This window comes from Desulfosporosinus fructosivorans (assembly GCF_004766045.1).
Taxonomy (GTDB): domain Bacteria; phylum Bacillota; class Desulfitobacteriia; order Desulfitobacteriales; family Desulfitobacteriaceae; genus Desulfosporosinus; species Desulfosporosinus fructosivorans.
In genome coordinates this window covers 202,835-221,040 of sequence record NZ_SPQQ01000007.1, presented here as the reverse complement: position 1 = coordinate 221,040, position 18,206 = coordinate 202,835, and the positions used below count along the sequence as shown (strand labels likewise).

At 45.6% G+C, this 18,206-nt stretch carries 22 protein-coding genes; all 22 read right to left on the bottom strand.

Annotated features, from left to right (window positions below):
* Positions 1–19: 19 nt before the first annotated feature.
* Complete coding sequence (gene spoIID, locus E4K67_RS19575) at positions 20–961, bottom strand: stage II sporulation protein D (RefSeq protein WP_135549795.1); 942 nt, start codon at positions 959–961, stop codon at positions 20–22.
* 556 nt (positions 962–1,517) lie between these two features.
* A complete protein-coding gene (gene murA / locus E4K67_RS19570) occupies positions 1,518–2,768 on the bottom strand; it encodes a UDP-N-acetylglucosamine 1-carboxyvinyltransferase (protein WP_135549793.1) in 1,251 nt (416 codons plus the stop codon).
* Positions 2,769–2,890: 122 nt separating this feature from the next.
* Positions 2,891–3,553 (bottom strand): hypothetical protein, encoded by a 663-nt coding sequence (locus E4K67_RS19565; protein ID WP_243454545.1) that lies wholly within the window; start codon positions 3,551–3,553, stop codon positions 2,891–2,893.
* A 221-nt stretch (positions 3,554–3,774) separates the two neighbouring features.
* Positions 3,775–4,179, bottom strand: coding sequence for a F0F1 ATP synthase subunit epsilon (locus E4K67_RS19560; protein ID WP_135549791.1), 405 nt, complete (start codon positions 4,177–4,179; stop codon positions 3,775–3,777).
* 3 nt (positions 4,180–4,182) lie between these two features.
* Entirely contained in the window at positions 4,183–5,580 is a 1,398-nt protein-coding gene (gene atpD / locus E4K67_RS19555) for a F0F1 ATP synthase subunit beta (protein WP_135549789.1), read from the bottom strand.
* A gap of 36 nt (positions 5,581–5,616) precedes the next feature.
* The gene (gene atpG, locus E4K67_RS19550; RefSeq protein WP_135549787.1) at positions 5,617–6,462 is read right to left on the bottom strand and encodes an ATP synthase F1 subunit gamma; all 846 of its coding nucleotides are present in this window, start codon (positions 6,460–6,462) and stop codon (positions 5,617–5,619) included.
* A 24-nt stretch (positions 6,463–6,486) separates the two neighbouring features.
* Positions 6,487–7,995 carry a F0F1 ATP synthase subunit alpha gene (gene atpA, locus E4K67_RS19545; protein WP_135549785.1) on the bottom strand — a complete coding sequence of 503 codons (1,509 nt, stop codon included), beginning with the start codon at positions 7,993–7,995 and terminating at the stop codon, positions 6,487–6,489.
* Between the two features lie 4 nt (positions 7,996–7,999).
* Entirely contained in the window at positions 8,000–8,566 is a 567-nt protein-coding gene (atpH, locus tag E4K67_RS19540) for an ATP synthase F1 subunit delta (RefSeq protein ID WP_135549783.1), read from the bottom strand.
* Entirely contained in the window at positions 8,563–9,057 is a 495-nt protein-coding gene (atpF, locus tag E4K67_RS19535) for a F0F1 ATP synthase subunit B (RefSeq protein ID WP_135549781.1), read from the bottom strand. The genes atpH and atpF overlap by 4 nt, the downstream gene beginning before the upstream one ends.
* A 108-nt stretch (positions 9,058–9,165) precedes the next feature.
* Positions 9,166–9,399, bottom strand: a complete 234-nt coding sequence (gene atpE, locus E4K67_RS19530) for a F0F1 ATP synthase subunit C (protein ID WP_135549779.1) — start codon at positions 9,397–9,399, stop codon at positions 9,166–9,168.
* Between the two features lie 89 nt (positions 9,400–9,488).
* Entirely contained in the window at positions 9,489–10,268 is a 780-nt protein-coding gene (gene atpB / locus E4K67_RS19525) for a F0F1 ATP synthase subunit A (RefSeq protein ID WP_135549948.1), read from the bottom strand.
* Positions 10,237–10,608: a hypothetical protein gene (locus tag E4K67_RS19520; RefSeq protein WP_135549777.1), complete on the bottom strand. Its 372-nt coding sequence runs from the start codon at positions 10,606–10,608 to the stop codon at positions 10,237–10,239. The genes atpB and E4K67_RS19520 overlap by 32 nt, the downstream gene beginning before the upstream one ends.
* On the bottom strand, positions 10,595–10,828 hold the full coding sequence (locus E4K67_RS19515; protein WP_135549775.1) for an AtpZ/AtpI family protein: 234 nt from the start codon (positions 10,826–10,828) through the stop codon (positions 10,595–10,597). The genes E4K67_RS19520 and E4K67_RS19515 overlap by 14 nt, the downstream gene beginning before the upstream one ends.
* A gap of 213 nt (positions 10,829–11,041) precedes the next feature.
* Positions 11,042–12,148, bottom strand: a complete 1,107-nt coding sequence (gene wecB / locus E4K67_RS19510) for a non-hydrolyzing UDP-N-acetylglucosamine 2-epimerase (protein ID WP_135549946.1) — start codon at positions 12,146–12,148, stop codon at positions 11,042–11,044.
* 79 nt (positions 12,149–12,227) lie between these two features.
* Complete coding sequence (locus E4K67_RS19505) at positions 12,228–12,716, bottom strand: deoxycytidylate deaminase (protein WP_135549945.1); 489 nt, start codon at positions 12,714–12,716, stop codon at positions 12,228–12,230.
* Positions 12,716–13,345 carry a uracil phosphoribosyltransferase gene (gene upp, locus E4K67_RS19500; protein ID WP_135549773.1) on the bottom strand — a complete coding sequence of 210 codons (630 nt, stop codon included), beginning with the start codon at positions 13,343–13,345 and terminating at the stop codon, positions 12,716–12,718. Before upp ends, E4K67_RS19505 begins: the two co-directional genes overlap by 1 nt.
* A gap of 17 nt (positions 13,346–13,362) precedes the next feature.
* Positions 13,363–14,619 (bottom strand): serine hydroxymethyltransferase, encoded by a 1,257-nt coding sequence (locus E4K67_RS19495; RefSeq protein ID WP_135549771.1) that lies wholly within the window; start codon positions 14,617–14,619, stop codon positions 13,363–13,365.
* A gap of 59 nt (positions 14,620–14,678) precedes the next feature.
* Positions 14,679–15,245, bottom strand: coding sequence for a TIGR01440 family protein (locus E4K67_RS19490; RefSeq protein WP_135549769.1), 567 nt, complete (start codon positions 15,243–15,245; stop codon positions 14,679–14,681).
* A 77-nt stretch (positions 15,246–15,322) separates the two neighbouring features.
* Positions 15,323–15,772, bottom strand: a complete 450-nt coding sequence (gene rpiB, locus E4K67_RS19485) for a ribose 5-phosphate isomerase B (protein WP_135549767.1) — start codon at positions 15,770–15,772, stop codon at positions 15,323–15,325.
* A 260-nt stretch (positions 15,773–16,032) separates the two neighbouring features.
* Positions 16,033–16,470, bottom strand: coding sequence for a low molecular weight protein arginine phosphatase (locus tag E4K67_RS19480; RefSeq protein WP_135549943.1), 438 nt, complete (start codon positions 16,468–16,470; stop codon positions 16,033–16,035).
* Positions 16,471–16,488: 18 nt separating this feature from the next.
* Entirely contained in the window at positions 16,489–17,073 is a 585-nt protein-coding gene (locus E4K67_RS19475) for a manganese efflux pump MntP (RefSeq protein ID WP_135549765.1), read from the bottom strand.
* Between the two features lie 86 nt (positions 17,074–17,159).
* Positions 17,160–18,206, bottom strand: coding sequence for an L-threonylcarbamoyladenylate synthase (locus E4K67_RS19470; protein WP_135549763.1), 1,047 nt, complete (start codon positions 18,204–18,206; stop codon positions 17,160–17,162).

Below are 18,206 nucleotides of genomic sequence, written 5' to 3'. Positions count from 1 at the left end.
TTCTTATAACAATTTTGATTCACTGTTTATACCCTAACGCCATGAGCTTAGTTCCAGGATAATAATGAAGCAAAATCTCATCTACCTTTAAGTTCTTCTTAGCCAAATCATTCGCTCCCCACTGTGACATTCCCACCGCATGCCCATTACCGTATGTTGTAATTTTGAGGCACTCTTGTTGGACGATCCCTTCAATGTCCGTTGAGGGTAATCCTAACAATGTCCGTAATTGGGTCGCCGTGTACACCTTTCCCAGCACCTTTACACTCTTGGCTCTTCCCACCGATGTTTTAACTAAAATTTGAAAGTCTGCTGGAGTTAAGGCACGAGGGGGGGCTACATTTCCTAATTTCATATAAAGTTCTTGTGATGTAAAGCTAAAACTTTTAACATAACGCTGTACATTTACTTCTCCCGAACTAACGTTTTGAAGATAAGGACGGGCCGAGCTCCATACCTCCTCCGATCGCTCGGTTGGTTTTCTTCCGCTACTGCTGTGATAAACAGCCTCGATATACTCCCCATTGGCCACGAGGACCATGCTGCGCGTTCCAGTTACAGCTTTATTCAACTTACTCTTATACTTTAAGTAATTTAACCATCCCCATTTATCTCTCATTTGAGTATCAGACAGCCAAGCCTGAGTTTGCACTGTGGTATCCACATCATATGTACTCTCAGCCTTATTACTTTGGCTCAATCGTTTTGCTGCATAGGTCCGAGCTGCAACGGCTTGTGCCTTCAAAGCTTCCAGCTCAAATTCAGCAGGCATCTCCGCTGCAACAACCCCCAAGAGATAGTCCTCAAGCGGTAATTTTACGACTTCATTATTAGGCATTAAGACTCGAATATCCACATCATCCTTTATTAGGTGCTCTTTATGCCAACGCAAGACGCTCCATGGAATTATCAAAACAATACAAAGAGATAATCCGATAAACCATTTCCATTCCTTTTTCATTCGACCCCTCCTCGGTACAAGCATGATGCTTAAATCTATGCCGAAGGGATTTAGAATATGTGGGACTTGTGTGACACAGCGCTCAGTACCTAGGACGCAGAGCAAACTAACCGTTTAAGCTCATATAGGGGGAGCGGGGTTCATCCTTCGGCGATAGTATTCTTTTAAAGAACCCGCTTATGTCACCATAATCTCCACTGGAGACTATGGTGACATAAGCGCCGTCCTTGGCGCTATGTCGACTTCGCACGTCCTGTGCTCAGCCCCGTATCTAGAGTGGGAGCTTAAACGGAAGTTTGCTGGTTGCTTACGTAAAGACATCGCGCTCGTGTCACACAAGGCCCTAAATGGGGTCTAATAAGAACGTGGAACGCAAAAAAAGCGCCTCTGAGTCATAAAACTCAGACAGCGCTCTTATTCTGCTTCAGGACGTGTTCCGCCGGCAACCGGACACGGATGTCCGATTTGCCGGGAATCCTGCCTGCTTAATTTAAAGGATTAAAGCCCTAGTTTGGCATGTCGATCGCATAGCCAAGGACGTGTCTCGAGGACCCTCTTATTCCTCACGGGCAATACTCGCACCTAAACATGAGAGTTTTTCTGCCACCTTCTCATAACCGCGCTCAATATGATGGATCCCTCGAATATCTGTTGTTCCTTCCGTTGTCAATGCAGCTAGAATCAAGGCTGCCCCAGCTCGCAAATCTGTGGCAGTCACTGGTGCTGCATTCAGACGTTCTATCCCTTGAACAATGGCACTTCGTCCTTCGATCTTAATATCCGCTCCCATACGTTTAAGTTCATCCACATGCATGAAACGGTTTTCAAATACGGTTTCAGTAATTAAACCTGTACCCTTTGAACGGGTAAGAAAAGCCATAAACGGAGCCTGTAAGTCTGTTGGGAATCCAGGATGAACTTGAGTTTTAATATCTACAGAATCATAGACACCGTCACCGCTAATGCGAATTCCGTCGCCTTCTTCAACCATGTGAACCCCGGATTCTTCCATTTTGGCAATCAATGGCTTCAGGTGATCAGCAATCACATTCTGAACTAAGACATCTCCCCCCGTTGCCGCCGCTATGAGTAAGTAACTTCCTGCTTCGATACGATCGGGAATTACGGTGTGAGTGGTGCCATGAAACTCACGAACCCCTTCAATATGAATAATACTAGTACCTGCCCCGCGCACTTTGCCACCCATTTCGTTCAAAAAGGTCGCAAGGTCAACAATTTCTGGTTCTTGCGCAGCGTTTTCAATGAGGGTTGTCCCTTGAGCCATTGCCGCAGCCATCATAATATTTTCCGTGGCGCCAACACTTGGATAATCCAAATAAATACGGGCGCCCTTCAGTCCATTCGATGAAACATCTAAGAACCCATGATCCATTTTCACCTCTGCCCCTAATGCCTCTAATCCCTTTAAGTGCAAATTAATTGGGCGTGATCCGATGGCACACCCCCCAGGATGAGAAATACGCACATGGCCATTACGGGCCAAGAGCGGTCCCATGGTGACAATAGATGCTCTCATTTGAGATACAAGGTCATATGGAGCCTCAATACAATCTATCTCACGGGCATGGATTTTTAGAGTAGAGCCGTCACGCTCGACTGTTGCACCCAAAGCCGAAATGATCTGATTCATTACATTAACGTCCAGCAAGTCTGGCGCGTCATCTAGTTGAACGGGTTCGGCACATAGCAGACTAGCAGCTATGATCGGAAGTACCGCGTTTTTTGCCCCACTCACGTTGATTGTTCCTACAAGCGGTTTACCACCTGTGATAATAAATTTACTCAATTTTTCTAGACACCCCCTGTCATGACTCTTATTACTTTGACTCTTATTACTTCTTGACTTGTTACTATTCTCTCTACAGAGTCACTTTTCCTGCTATTTCGACTAATTTCCATTAATATTGCCTAAAATTCATTCAGCAATGCAGGAATAGCCAAGACTGTTTGTCCCTCAGTATCCTTCCCTCGGCTTAGTAGTTGTATATTAATTCTATCTTTCCCGGCTAATACATCTGCGTCTATGTTCCTTTGATAGGCAGCAATGGATAGCATGTTGTCTATCAATGCCCATTGAGCAGGTTGCGCATTCGTTTTGCTCAGGTAGGAGGAGATATCCATTGTCTGATTGACGCGCTCATCTATGTAAATCAATCCACCTGCTTTAGCAAGTTCTCTATTCATTGTAGTATACCATTTATACAGATCACTTTCTTCGTCCTTATCGATCAGTCGCTTTCCAGATAGGGTTACGGCTACCTTTTCACTGCCTGTTCGAAGCTCATTATACGTCCATGTCCAATCAGGAGTCGGTAGTTTTGTCCAAGTTTCGAGAGGAATAACTCCATCCTTGAACCAAAGTATTATTGTGATATCGGCTTCCTTAGTATGTACCTCACCCGAATTCAAAAGCAAGGGTACCGTGGATTTATTGACAATAGAAGGTTCCTTCGAAGGGGTATCCACCCAATAACAATACAAAATCAAACCGACTATCATAATGCAGGCGATAAGTATCTTATGTATATTTATCCGAGAGCTTGGTTTCCGCTCCGTCAGGCTAACATTCATGTTTCAATACCTCTTTCTCACTTCTATGGGTTTAACCATAGCTTTGCCAAATAGTGAGAAAGCTAACGTACTTAGTGAGACAAATTTCACTTTTTACTATGATTTCATTCAATCGGTGCGACTCACGATGCACCATTCCGTTACTGACTTGTAAAAATGAAAAAAGGCCTCCGTTCAGAGGGCCTTTTTTCACCGTATCAATATGCACTTAAGTAATCTTATTATTTATCATCTGCGGCACTAAGGCGAGCCGCTGCTCTTCTCAACGCGTACTCAGCACGACGTAAGTCGATTTCATTAGAACGTGCGGCCAGACGCTTCATCGCCCGTTCTTTGGCATCAACCGCGCGAGCGATATCGATTGTTTCACTCAATTCGGCTGTGTCCGCAAGAACTGTTGCAGAATTATCAGTAACTTCAACAAACCCTCCCGTAATAGCCACTCGTTTAACTGTGCTATTCTGGGTATACCGTATGACGCCGATATCGAGTCCCGCAATCAAGGGTGAGTGGTTCGGCAAAATTCCCAATTCGCCTGCTCCGCCGGGAAGAACAACAAACTCAACCTCTTCTTTCAGGACGTTTCCTTCAGGAGAGACAATTTGTAGAGAGAATGTTCCTGCCATGGCTTATTCCCCCAATGCTTTAGCTTTTTCGACCACTTCTTCTATGGATCCAACCATAAGGAAGGCGGCTTCCGACAGGTGATCGTATTTTCCGTCCGCAATTTCGCTAAAGCCACGAATTGTGTCTTTCAAGGGTACATACTTTCCTGGCGAACCCGTGAACGCTTCGGCAACGAAGAACGGCTGTGACAAGAAGCGTTGAATTTTACGAGCTCGGAACACAATCAGTTTCTCATCTTCAGCAAGCTCGTCCATACCCAGAATAGCAATGATATCTTGCAACTCTTTGTATTTCTGGAGGATTTGCTGAACACGGCGAGCTACGGCATAGTGTTCTTCTCCTAACACCAAAGGTGAGAGAATTCGCGATGTAGAATCCAATGGGTCAACAGCTGGATAAATCCCAATCTCAGCAATTGAACGGGATAAAACGGTGGTTGCATCCAAATGCGCAAAGGCAGTTGCCGGAGCAGGGTCTGTCAAGTCATCCGCTGGCACATAGATTGCTTGTACTGAAGTGATAGATCCTTTACGAGTGGACGTAATCCGCTCTTGTAGTTGACCCATTTCCGTAGCCAAGGTCGGCTGATATCCGACAGCAGAAGGCATCCGCCCGAGCAAGGCCGAAACCTCAGAACCTGCTTGGGTGAATCGGAAGATGTTGTCAATGAAGAGGAGTACGTCTTGACCTTGATCATCCCGGAAGTATTCCGCCATGGTCAGTCCTGTTAAGCCTACGCGAAGACGCGCACCTGGAGGTTCGTTCATTTGACCGAACACCATGGCAGTCTTGTCAATAACACCAGACTCTTTCATTTCATTCCAAAGGTCGTTTCCTTCACGAGTACGTTCTCCAACGCCAGCAAATACGGAAAGTCCACCGTGTTGCTTAGCGATATTGTTGATCAGTTCCATAATAAGTACCGTCTTACCGACTCCGGCACCTCCGAATAGTCCAATTTTTCCGCCCTTAGAGTACGGAGCTAGTAAGTCAATAACCTTAATACCCGTTTCCAAAATCCGAGTAGACGGTTCTTGATCTGCAAACGCTGGAGCAGGGCGATGAATTGGATAATGGGTATCGGAGATGACTTCTCCCCCGTTGTCAATAGGCAAACCTAAAACGCTAACCATTCGTCCAAGTGTTGCAGGTCCCACAGGAACTGTAATCGGTGCCCCAGTGTCGACTGCATCAATGCCCCGTTGCAACCCATCTGTAGAGGACATTGCAACAGTACGTACCGTGTTATTTCCGAGATGTTGAGCTACCTCTAAGGTTATATTAAGGTTCTGCTCAGGAACCTTAATCTCAATGGCATTATATATCGCCGGCAGTTGGTCGGGCTTAAACTCAACGTCAACTACCGCTCCCAAAACTTGCAAAACCTTGCCGATATTCACAGGCGCGAAACCTCCTTTTTGGGTATTTCCGGCAGCTTATTCTAAGGAAGCTGCTCCCGAGACGATTTCGGATATTTCAGTCGTGATCGCTGCTTGTCGGGCTCTATTCATGGCCAACGATAGCTTATCAATCATAGTCTTGGCATTATCCGTAGCCGAACTCATTGCCGTCATCCGAGCCCCTTGCTCACTCGCTTTTCCTTCTAGAATTGTCCGAAAGATCTGTGTCTCAACGTACTTCGGCAACAGATTGTTTAGGATTTCTTCCGCAGACGGCTCAAAAATGTACTGTTTACCTTGTTTGCCTGCAGGTTGTTCAATCGGAAGTAATTTGAGTTGAGCAGGTCTCTGGGTCATCGCCGAAACGAATTCGGTATATAAGATATACACCTCATCCGCTTCGCCCTGCTCATAAAGGCGAACCACTTCCTGGGCAATCTCTTTGGCTTGGTTATAACTTGGGTCATCCCCGAGTTTCGTATACTCAGCCAAGAACTCAATTTTACCGCGTCGGAAGAAATCTCGACCTTTGCGGCCTACAGTCACCAACTTAACCGGCTGCTGTGATTCGACAATTAGTCCACTGGTCTTGCGAATGAGGTTCGCATTGTACCCTCCGCAGAGACCACCGTCCGATGTTATTAGCACATAAACCACCTTTTGCACAGGCCGCTTTTTCAAGAGCGGATGAATAGCATCCACAGGAGCCTGCGCTAGGCGTTCCAAAACTCCTTGCAATTGTCGGGCATAGGGGCGGGCAGCGTTAAGTTTAAGTTGGGCTTTTCTGAGTTTGGCCGCGGAAACCATTTTCATCGCCTTTGTGATCTGCTGCATATTTTTTACACTGCGGATCCGACGACGAATATCTTGTGTTCCTGCCACCTCATTCACCTACTCCTTTTTATTCTAGGCCAAAAATCCCTGCTTGAAATCATTGATCGCTTTTTCAAGCTCGGCGGTCATTTCTTTGGAGAGCGCCTTCTCTGTGCGAATCTTTTCTAACAAGTCGGCCTTCTCGGAGCGCATGAAACGCAGGTACTCTACTTCAAATTTTCCGATCTTGTCCACATCAATTTCGTCGATGAATCCTTTAACTGCTGCAAAGATAACTACAACTTCTTCCTCAACGGGTGAAGGTGCATACTGGCCTTGCTTGAGGATTTCCAATGTCCGTTGACCACGTGCGAGTCGATTCTGGGTGACTTTATCCAAGTCAGATCCGAATTGCGAAAATGCAGCCAATTCACGGTACGACGCGAGATCCAAACGAAGTTGGCCAGAAACTTGTTTCATCGCTTTAATTTGCGCGGAACCTCCAACACGAGAGACGGAGATACCAACGTTAATAGCAGGTCGGAAACCAGAGTTAAAGAGGTCAGCTTCAAGGAAAATTTGACCATCTGTGATAGAAATCACATTAGTTGGGATATAGGCGGACATGTCCCCTGCTTGAGTCTCGATAATTGGGAGGGCCGTCATTGACCCACCACCGAGTGCATCAGACAGCTTCGCTGCACGCTCCAATAAGCGAGAGTGCAGATAGAAAACGTCTCCTGGATATGCTTCACGTCCAGGTGGACGTTTTAGCAATAGGGAGAGTTCGCGATAAGCTACCGCTTGTTTGGAAAGGTCATCGTAAACAATTAGGACATGCTTGCCATTGTACATGAATTCTTCACCCATAGCACATCCAGCATAAGGAGCAATGAAGAGCATCGGTGCAGGTTCAGATGCAGTAGCCGCAACCACAATGGTGAAACCCATTGCGTCGCGTTCCTCCAACGTCTTAACAACACTGGCAACCGTAGACGCTTTTTGCCCGATAGCAACATAAATACAGATGATGTCTTGACCTTTTTGGTTGATAATCGTATCGATCGCCACAGCAGTTTTACCTGTTTGACGGTCACCGATGATCAATTCGCGCTGACCGCGACCAATTGGTACCATAGCATCGATGGATTTCAGACCAGTTTGCAAAGGTTCGTGTACTGATTTACGACCAACAACACCTGAGGCCTGGGATTCAATCGGACGAAACTTAGTCGTTGTGATTTCCCCTTTGCCATCGATTGGTTGTCCGAGTGCATTAACAACTCGACCAATCATAGCCTCACCTACAGGGACTTCCACAATTCGGCCCGTTCGCTTGACTTGGTCGCCTTCTTTGATTCCTATAAAGGACCCCAAGATTACGCAACCGATATTATCTTCTTCAAGGTTCATGGCCATCCCATAAACGTCATTAGGAAACTCTAAGAGTTCTCCAGCCATGGCTTTTTCTAAACCGTAAACACGGGCAATTCCGTCCCCAACCTGGATAACGGTTCCCACATCAACGATATCGACAGATGTCTCATAGTTCTCGATTTGTTGTTTGATAATAGAACTTATTTCTTCTGGACGCAAGTTCATCCTGTTATTTCACCCCTACTTCCTGAGGTTTCTCTGAGTTTCTACGTAACTCCACACGCATTCGGTTCAAAGCATGGGCGATAGTTCCGTCCATCACGCGATCTCCGACCTGCACTAGAATCCCCCCAATGAGTTCAGCCCGAACTTCGCTAATTATGCGGACGTCTTTCCCTGTCATCTTTTTAATGGAATTCTTGAGATCGTCAAGCTGAGAGGTACTCAGTTCTATGGCACTGGCCACTTTCGCCTCCACGACTTGGCGCGCTTCATCCGCCAGCCGACTAAACTCACGTTGAATGAGTGGCAAGAGGTTTTCCCTCTTCCTGTCAATCAACAAGTAAAAGAAACGACGTGTTACTTCGCCAAAATCTTCTCCCAGTAACTTTTCCATGATAGATTTTTTGATGCTGAGTGAAATATGCGGATGAAGCATAACGCTTTTAACTTCCGCATTGTTTTCCACCAGCTTTGTCAGTTCACGCAAATCGCTATCAATTGAATCAAGGGACGTCTCTGAGGCGATTTCAAACAAGGCCTGGGAGTACCTTCGAGCAAGTGATCCATTTATCATTGCATTTCCCCTACTTCTTGAATGAATTGTTCAATGAGCTCTCCTTGGCCCTTCATGTCAAGCTTCTGCCGGATGATTTTCTCAGCCACTAAGACTGACAGATCGGCAACTTGTGCTTTGACCTCGGCAATTGCCTGGTCACGTTCGCGCTGAATATCCACAAGGGCAGATTTCTTGATCTTTTCTGATTCCTCATGAGAAGCAGCTAGGATTTCATTCGCACGGATTTCGCTAACTTTTGTGGCTTTAGCGATTACTTCTTGGGCTTCCTGGCGAGCCTTACGCATTTCTTCTTGGTATTCGCGTTTTATTTTCTCAGCCTGTTGACGTTCATTTTCTGCCGAAGCAAGCATAGATTCAATGTTAGTCCGCCGTTCTTCCATCATTTTCATTAGCGGACCCCAAGCCTTAGCGCTAAGCAGCCAAACGAGCAGCAGGAAAGATATGACCGTTGCCACTACCGTAAAGTCAATTTGAATAGGATTTCCCATAGAATGGTCTACCCCCCTCTCGAGTCTGATTGACATAGGGATGATTTTTTTCAAGGGGGAACTCTCGTTCCCCCTTGAATTAGAATGGGCTTAGCCCATCACGTGAACCTACTTTACTGTAAACATGAGTAATAGGGCAAGTACCCAACTAAGAAGTGGCAAAGCCTCGATCAAACCAACGCCGATAAACATTGTAGCTTGTAATGTCGCTTTAGCTTCAGGTTGACGAGCAATACCCTCAACTGTTTTACTAATTACATTACCGTTACCGATTGAGGCTCCAAGGGCTGCTAAACCAGCAGCAATTCCTGCACCGAGTGCAGCCGCAGCATGTGCATCCATGAGATTTCCTCCTTTCTTGTTCCAAGAATAAATAATTATTATTCCCTCAGTGAGTGTCAAGCACCACTGAAAACCAGCAATAAAAGCTCTTAATGATCAGATGTCGTGACAGCTTGGGAAACGTAAGCAGTAGTCAGTACCACAAACACATACGATTGAATTGCTCCAATGAAAATACTAAAGGCCAACCAAATAGTCATCGGGAAAATTCCTGGCAGAACCCACAATCCCGGCAACATGAGAATAACCTTAAGCAAAACTTCGCCAGCAAAGATATTGCCGAAAAGACGAAAAGCTAGTGTCATTGGTTTCGAAAGCAAGTCAATAATGTGAATAATCGCAAAGACTTTAAAAGGTTCTACAAAGTGATGGAAATAATGGACCCCTTTGGTCTTGATACCTAAGGAAACTACTAAAATAATAGTTAACAAGGCTAAGGCCAATGTTGTATTGATGTCCGCAGTAGGTGACATCATAGATGGTCCCTCGAAAATCTTGTTTAAATGAGCGAATTCAACGTCGAGATGTTCAAAAAGAGTAAACGTGAAATTCGGGATGAGACCAAGCATATTGGAAAAGAAAACAAACATAATTAACGTGACTAAGTAACCCAGAAGCGGACGTCCCTGTTCATAGTTCATATTATCAGATATGAGACCTCTTACAAAATCAACAATCCATTCTAAAATATTTTGCATTTTACCAGGTTTACCACTGGTTAAATGGCGGATTCCCAGCATACAGAATACTAGAATAGCGGCCATCACGATCCAAGTCATAATCAGCGTTTTGCCATGAAACGTCATAAATCCCAAATGCCATAAAACTAACTCTTCTTCATGCACTTCTTTTATCACCCCTTTCTCCATTAGTTTCATTTATTGCCACAAAGATAAAGGAAATAATCACCCCTGCAGCAATCCCTATCGCTAAACTGAAAAGCCAGCTTGCCTGGAAGCGAGCAACAGCAACGACAACGAGAGTAACCATACCTAACCGACCCAAGAGGCCTCGGCGCATCCGGTTGAGCGCTGAACGGATCTCAAGTTCAGAGCTACGATGCGTTTCACGATGAATCCATATAATATAGCCAAACCCAACCCAGTACCCTACTAGGCTACCAAGATAGGATTGTTGACCTGATATGGCTATGCCCAGTAATATACACGAGGTTCCACTCAATAAGACTACTATGCTACTTTTTATCATCCGTTGCCCCAAACTCTTTTAATGTAATCACTAGGTACGTCGCACCCAGAGCTAGACCAACTAACATTAAGGTAAGCGTTAACCACGGCTGAGTATTCCAACGTGAATCCAAGTACCGCCCTAAGAAGAACCCCCCAGCGACTAACCCCGCCAATGTTGTTGCAATATTTGACCCCACGTTGACACCTTTTTGCCAAGACGATTTTTGGTTCCCCGCCATTTTTTACACCTTTTCTATGTAATCAATAAATCCATTGGTCAAGGGGTCTAACTAAATACTGCCCATATTCAATGAATTGTAACTACCACTGCTTATTAATTTCCCTTAAGATACCTCAACTTACTTCAACTTTCTTACAATTCATATAATATTTATATATTACCACACTTTGACCTTACTTTGTGCTTTTTTATACATTGTTTTTTTCTATCGCTAGACTCGCTTTCCCGAAATAATCTCCGCAATTCGGTCTGCCGCACACCCATCTCCATAGGGATTGCAAGCCATGGACATTTTTTTATAGGCGTTTTGGTCACTAAGAAGGCGCTTCATTTCCATAAATACGCTGTCATACTCGGTCCCTACGAGAGAAACCGTCCCGGCTCCAACCGCTTCGGGGCGTTCTGTAGTATCCCGAACCACCAAGACTGGTATACCCAGTGAAGGGGCTTCTTCCTGAATACCTCCCGAGTCTGTCAAAATCAAATGTGACCTTGCCATTAGATTTACGAATGGTTCATAGTCCAACGGTTCAACAAGATTGACCCTCGGATGTGATCCTAGTATTTCCGTGACCACTTTCCGGACCTTTGGATTTTTATGTACTGGAAATATTACATACGTATCGGGAAACATCTCGAGAGTACTACGCAAAGCCTGATAAATTTGACGCATCGGTTCACCGAGGTTCTCCCTGCGATGGGTTGTTACCAAAATCATCCGCAACTCTTTTCCCTGTTCGAGAATTTGTTGGATGTGAGGGTCATGAAAGCCATACTCTGGTTTCATCGTGGATAATAATGCATCAATGACTGTATTTCCTGTCACAAATATCTTTTCTGGTTCAACACCTTCGAGTAAAAGGTTCTTTTTCGCTGTTTCTGTGGGAGCGAAATGGAGATCCGTAAGAACGGTCGCCAGTTTACGATTCATTTCTTCTGGAAACGGCGAATACTTGTTACCTGTACGCAGCCCAGCTTCTATATGTCCAACTGGAATTTGCGCATAAAACGCGGCCAATGCAGCTACGAAAGTGGTTGTCGTGTCACCATGAACTAGTATAAGGTCAGGGAGTTCTCGTTGAAAAACCTCCCGGAGGCCGCAAAGGACTCGAGTGGTGATATCAGTAAGCGTTTGGCCCTGCTTCATGAGATTTAGATCAAAATCCGGGACTATTTTAAACAGCTCCAAGACCTGATCCAACATCTCCCGGTGCTGAGCTGTCACTGTAACCTGACAGAGGATTTCAGCTTTCTGTCGAAGTGCTCGGATCACCGGAGCCATTTTTATGGCTTCCGGGCGTGTACCAAACACGACCATCACTTTTTTTGGATTTTTCAAGTTTTTACTCCCTTCGATTTACATCGAGACTCGATAACGTGATATTCGAGGCTCGAAGTTATGTATCGCACTTCCCGTCTCGCGTCTCACACTTTTCTTCAAGTTGTACTAACTCTAAGCCTGCTTCTCCAGCCATAGCTACAGCAAGCTGATCCGGATAAGAATGAGTATAGACCACACGTCGTATCCCAGCATTAATTATCATTTTTGTACATTGTACACATGGTTGCACTGTCGTATACAGATCCGCCCCTGCAATCGCGACCCCATGTTTTGCCGCCTGTACTAGGGCATTTTGTTCGGCATGCACAGCACGGCAGATCTCATGACGCTCCCCTGAAGGAATGCCTAAGCTCTGCCGCAAACAACCAACTTCATCACAATGTAGGAGTCCAGAAGGACTCCCATTATATCCTGTACTCAAAATTTGTTTCTCTTTAACCAGCACAGCGCCAACCTGGCGGCGTAGGCATGTTGAACGCCCCGCCACCACGAAAGCCAACTGCATAAAATAACTATCCCAACTTGGACGTTTTTCCTGTGTCATCATTTTGTCCCAAACAATCGGTCCCCTGCATCACCGAGGCCTGGTATAATGTATCCGTGGTCGTTTAAGCACTCATCCACTGCTGCAACAAAAATATCCACATCGGAGTGTGCCGTCTGCACGGCTAGTATTCCTTCTGGTGCAGCGATCAGGCACATTAATTTAATATTTTTAGCGCCACGATCTTTTAGGAACATAATTGCTGCCGACGCAGAGCCGCCCGTTGCCAACATAGGATCTATGACAATAAGGTCACGTTCCGCAATGTCGCTAGGCAACTTACAGTAGTACTCGACAGGGAGAAGGGTCTTTGGATCTCGATACAGGCCAACATGCCCAACTTTAGCAGCAGGAATCAGTCGAAGCATTCCGTCGACCATACCTAACCCAGCTCTCAGGATTGGGACTAAGCCGACTTTTCGACCGGCAAGCACTTTGGATTTTGCAATTGCAACCGGTGTTTTAACTTCAATTTCTTGGAGGGGAAAATCACGGGTTACCTCATAAGCCATCAACATCGCGACTTCCTCTACAAGTTCCCTAAATTCCTTTGAGCCTGTTTTCTCATCACGAATAAGGGACAACTTGTGTTGAATTAGAGGATGATCAAGAACTTGAAGTTTTGACATTGTTCTGGTCTCAACTCCTAATCTAAATTTGAATATAAGGGAAACTCAGCGCACAGTGAGCTGACAATTTCCCGCGCTTTTGCCAGTTTATCAGGTTCATGGTGTGAGGTCAAGGCGTAGTCCATTGCCTCTGCAATTCTCTTCATCGCTTCTGGATTCATGCCACGCGATGTAACTGCTGGCGTGCCGATGCGAATTCCGCTTGTGATAAAAGGACTTGCCGTATCAAATGGAATTGTGTTTTTGTTGACTGTAATCCCTACTTCGTGAAGGATGTTTTCCGCTTCTTTACCTGTTAGGTCCTTGGTCCGAACATCCACAAGCATAAGATGATTATCCGTTCCTCCTGAGACAAGTCGGAATCCTCGATCTGTCAGTGCTTGGGCCAAGGCTTTGGCATTTTCCACAATATTGGTTTGATAAATCTTAAAGTCTGGCTGAAGAGCTTCACCAAAGGCAACCGCTTTAGCTGCAATGACATGCATCAGTGGCCCCCCCTGAATTCCAGGAAAAATGGCCTTATCGATTGCTTGAGCATGCTCCGCTTTACAGAGAATCAACCCACCACGCGGCCCTCTTAATGTTTTATGGGTAGTGGAGGTCACAAAGTGCGCATGTGGAACAGGCGATGGGTGTAATCCTGCGGCCACGAGTCCGGCGAAGTGTGCCATATCCACCATAAAGAAGGCGCCTACTTCATCTGCTATTTCACGCATTTTGATAAAGTCAATGACCCGCGGATAGGCACTTGCCCCAGCAACAATCATCTTTGGATGGTGCTCTAGAGCTAACTGTCGAACCTGATCATAGTCAATACGTTCCGTTTTATTATCAACTCCGTAAGGAACAAAGTTAAAATAAACCCCAGAGATATTCACCGGGCTCCCATGTGTCAAGTGTCCTCCGTGGGATAGATTCATTCCGAGTACTGTGTCTCCGGGTTTTAAAAATGCAAAATAAACTGCCATATTGGCTTGAGACCCAGAATGAGGCTGCACATTAGCATGCTCTGCGCCAAAGATTCTCTTAATACGTTCCCGCGCCAGATTTTCGACTACATCAACAAATTCGCACCCGCCATAATAGCGTTTTCCTGGATACCCTTCGGCATATTTGTTCGTTAAAACAGATCCTTGGGTTGCCATCACTGCCCGACTGACGAAGTTCTCCGAGGCAATTAACTCTATTGTATTTCTCTGACGGTTCTCTTCTTGCTGAATGGCTTGCGCGACTTCTGGGTCTTGGGATTTCACCCATTGATTAATATAATCCAATGCGTTTCACTCCTAAAAATTAATTTCGCGGATGAGAGGAATTTTCGAGTTGAAGATTCCTAGGGGTACACAGCCCTTGGGCCTCCTATGAGGCGGGGACGGGTGTGGGCTAGGGTTAAGTGGGCTTCTCCCAATTCCTTCACATGGATGCGGATGGGTATTGCTACGGGGCGAAGGTGCATGCCAATAAAAGTGTCGCCGATATCAATGCCAGCATGCCCTTGTATCCGCTCTATCATAAGCGGAGAAGAAAACTTCTTCCAGGCTTGTACTGTCATTGCACCTCCAGCATGCAATCCCGGAAGTACCGTAACCACTTCTAGTCCTAATCCATGGTGATCTACACACGCTTCTTCCACAACTAAGGCCCGATTAATATGTTCACACCCCTGAACTGCCAGAAAGATTCCTTGTTGGTGAACCCGTTCCAACAAAGGTGGGAGCAACATCTCGGCAACTTCCAAACTGCTCCCCTGCCCGATCCGATGACCGATAACTTCACTTGTGCTACACCCTAAAACAAGGATCTGTCCTTGTTTTAAATTTGCTTTTAGGAAAAAGGCATCGAGTACATCTTCCCAAACCTTGGCCATCACTTGCAATTTATCTACAACGTTTTTATCCATAAGAAAGGTATTCCTCCTCTCAGTGACAATTGATTCAACCGAAGTTTTAAATGTTCAACTTAGTTGAACGAGTTCACTCAGACCTTCTCACCGCATTCAATGTCAGAAATCAACTTTAATCGGAGGGCGTGCCTTCCTCCTGAAAACTCTGCTTTCAAAAAGACATCGACTATCTCGAGGGCAAGACCGACGCCGATTACCCGAGCACCTAGGGCTAAAACATTGGCATTATTATGCTCTCTGGACATCCGAGCAGAAAACGTCTCTGAACAGACCGCTGAACGAATTCCTGGGACTTTATTTGCGGCCATGGAAATCCCCTGCCCAGTTCCACAGATTACAATTCCCAAGTCAGCCTCTCCCTTGATAATTGCACTTCCTACAGAAAAACCATACTTGGGATAATCCACGGAATCGTTTGAATGGGTCCCCAAATCTTGGACTTCTAATCCCTGTGTTTTTAAATGCTTAAGAATAGCTTCCTTGAGTTCATAACCACCGTGATCGGATCCCAACGCAACTCTCATGTTCATTCCTCCATCTAATCTATAAACATTTTATTCTACATATAGATACATAATCCCTGCCAAAACACAAAATAAAGCGACGTTTTACGCCGCTAGTGTAGACAACTTTCGTCTATCTTATACTTATCTCTTAGGTATCTGGCAAGCTAAGGGGACTTAGCTCACATAGAAATCAGCGCAAATGCATTGTACTCTTACCTGACTCAGAGCATAAGCACCTGTTCTTTCTGATCTCCGGCGACTACCTCCGATTTCTGCCATTAAGCCAGATAACTCTTTATTGCGCTTAACAAATTACCAATCTCCTGAGCTGTCTGACGATAAATTTCGAGAGAGCCACCCCAGGGATCAACAACTTCCCTTTTTTGCTCCCCCCAATCACCTAAATACCGTACTTTTTCAGCATATTCTGGAAAGAGACGCTTCAAGGCTTCTTCTTGGGCTTGGGTCATCGGGATAATCCAATCCGCATCGGCCATTAACTCAGCGCTAATCCTTCTACTAAAATGTCTTGATAGATCAATATTTTGCTCTTTAAGAACTTCAAGTGCATGGGTATTGGCGCTTTCTCCACCGTATGCTGCCATTCCTGCAGAACCAACTTGAACTGAGTCACCGAAGATTTTCCTGGCCAATCCCTCAGCCATTGGACTTCGACATGTATTTCCTGTGCAAATAAACAGAAGTTTTAAGCCCATCATTCCCACCTCTATTCCTTAAAAAAGCAATTTAACACCGATCAGCAATAATGCCAAGCCTCCAAGCATTTCAGCCTTATCTCCTAACCGAGTTCCCATTACACGTCCTAAAACTAAACCTATTCCAGTCATTAGTCCAGCAATCACACCTATGATTAAAACCGATATGAGGAGATCTGCTCTGATCGTTCCCAGTGAAAAGCCTACACTTAAGGCATCTAAACTCACACTGGCCGCTAACACACAGATACCGAATCCACTGAGAGAAGTGTTAGTTGATAAGTTACTCTGAAAAAGAGCCTTTCTCGCTTCCCCAAGAGGGTAACGCTCAATGGTTGGTCGATAAACCTTGTAAAGCATTCTCCCCCCCAACCCGATGAGAACTAAGGCTCCTATTCCACTGGCATAATGACCGAGAATCGATCCTGATGCTTGACCCAAAATCATTCCACTAAGCGGCATGATCACGTGAAAGACGGCCACAACCAACGACAAGCGCAGAACCATGCTTTTCCTGATACCAGCCAAACCGATTGCTAAAGACAACGAGAATGCATCTGCTCCTAGGGCAATTGCAACTGCCACAACCCATGCTAAATTCAATATTCTTCCCTCCGTTCCCACTATGTATATGCGCAGGAAACGGTATATTAGACGGATTGAACACTAATACCAGAATGCATTGTTTTCTACATGTATAGAACCCGCTTACCAGCCGCTTTCTGTAATCGATTCATAATAGCGGTCCCTAAGCCTCCCTCTTCGACCCCCTCAGCCAATATCAAATCTATACCTCGTTCATCACACAGTCGTAATCCTTCAAACAAGTTACTCGCCACTTCTTCTGGTCGATTTTTAGACCCCAGAACAAATAAGAGTTCTGGAAGCTGGTTATGTAAAAAAGGTGCGCTCTCCAGTGAGCAAAGAACTCCGACCTTTTTCAGGCGTGCATGTCCTTTTTGAATTTCATGTCCCATGCGCTGTATGATACGCTCGGAAGAGCCAATCATCAGGATCATCTCTCCTCGAGGAGCATAGTGCCTATATTTCATGCCAGGGGCTTTGGGAGCCTGGGTCTCCGATGGGGTATCCACCCGCACCTCGCCAAGTACCGCCTCCAACTGTTCTCTAGATATTCCACCTGGTCGAAGGATGGTGGGAATCCCCCCGCTCACATCGAGTACGGTTGATTCCACTCCGACCAAACAAGCCCCGGCATCAAGGATCAACGGAATTTTACCTTTCATATCACGCCATACATGACTGCCACTTGTCGGACTAGGTTTCCCTGAGAGGTTAGCACTTGGAGCAGCAATAGGCAATCCTGTTTCCTCGATAAGACGGAGGGCAACCGGATGACTGGGCATACGAATCGCTACGTTGTCCAGTCCTGCAGTAACAACCTCCGGAACCTTGGACGTCTTAGGCATAACCAGGGTCAACGGGCCTGGCCAGAAATGTTGTACACATAGTTCTGCTTCTGGCGTCCAGTTTGCAACCAAGTTATCTGCCATAGCGCGATTGCAAACATGAACAATTAAAGGATTATCCTGAGGTCGCCCTTTCGCTTCAAAGATCTTAACACAAGCTGAAGCATCTAGGGCATTAGCCCCTAAGCCATAGACTGTTTCCGTAGGAAAGGCTACCAATTCTCCTGCTCTCAGCAACTCTGCAGCCTCTTTTAACAGTTCAGCCTCTGGATGTCTTCCATCAATATAACTTCGTTTTGTCTGCAT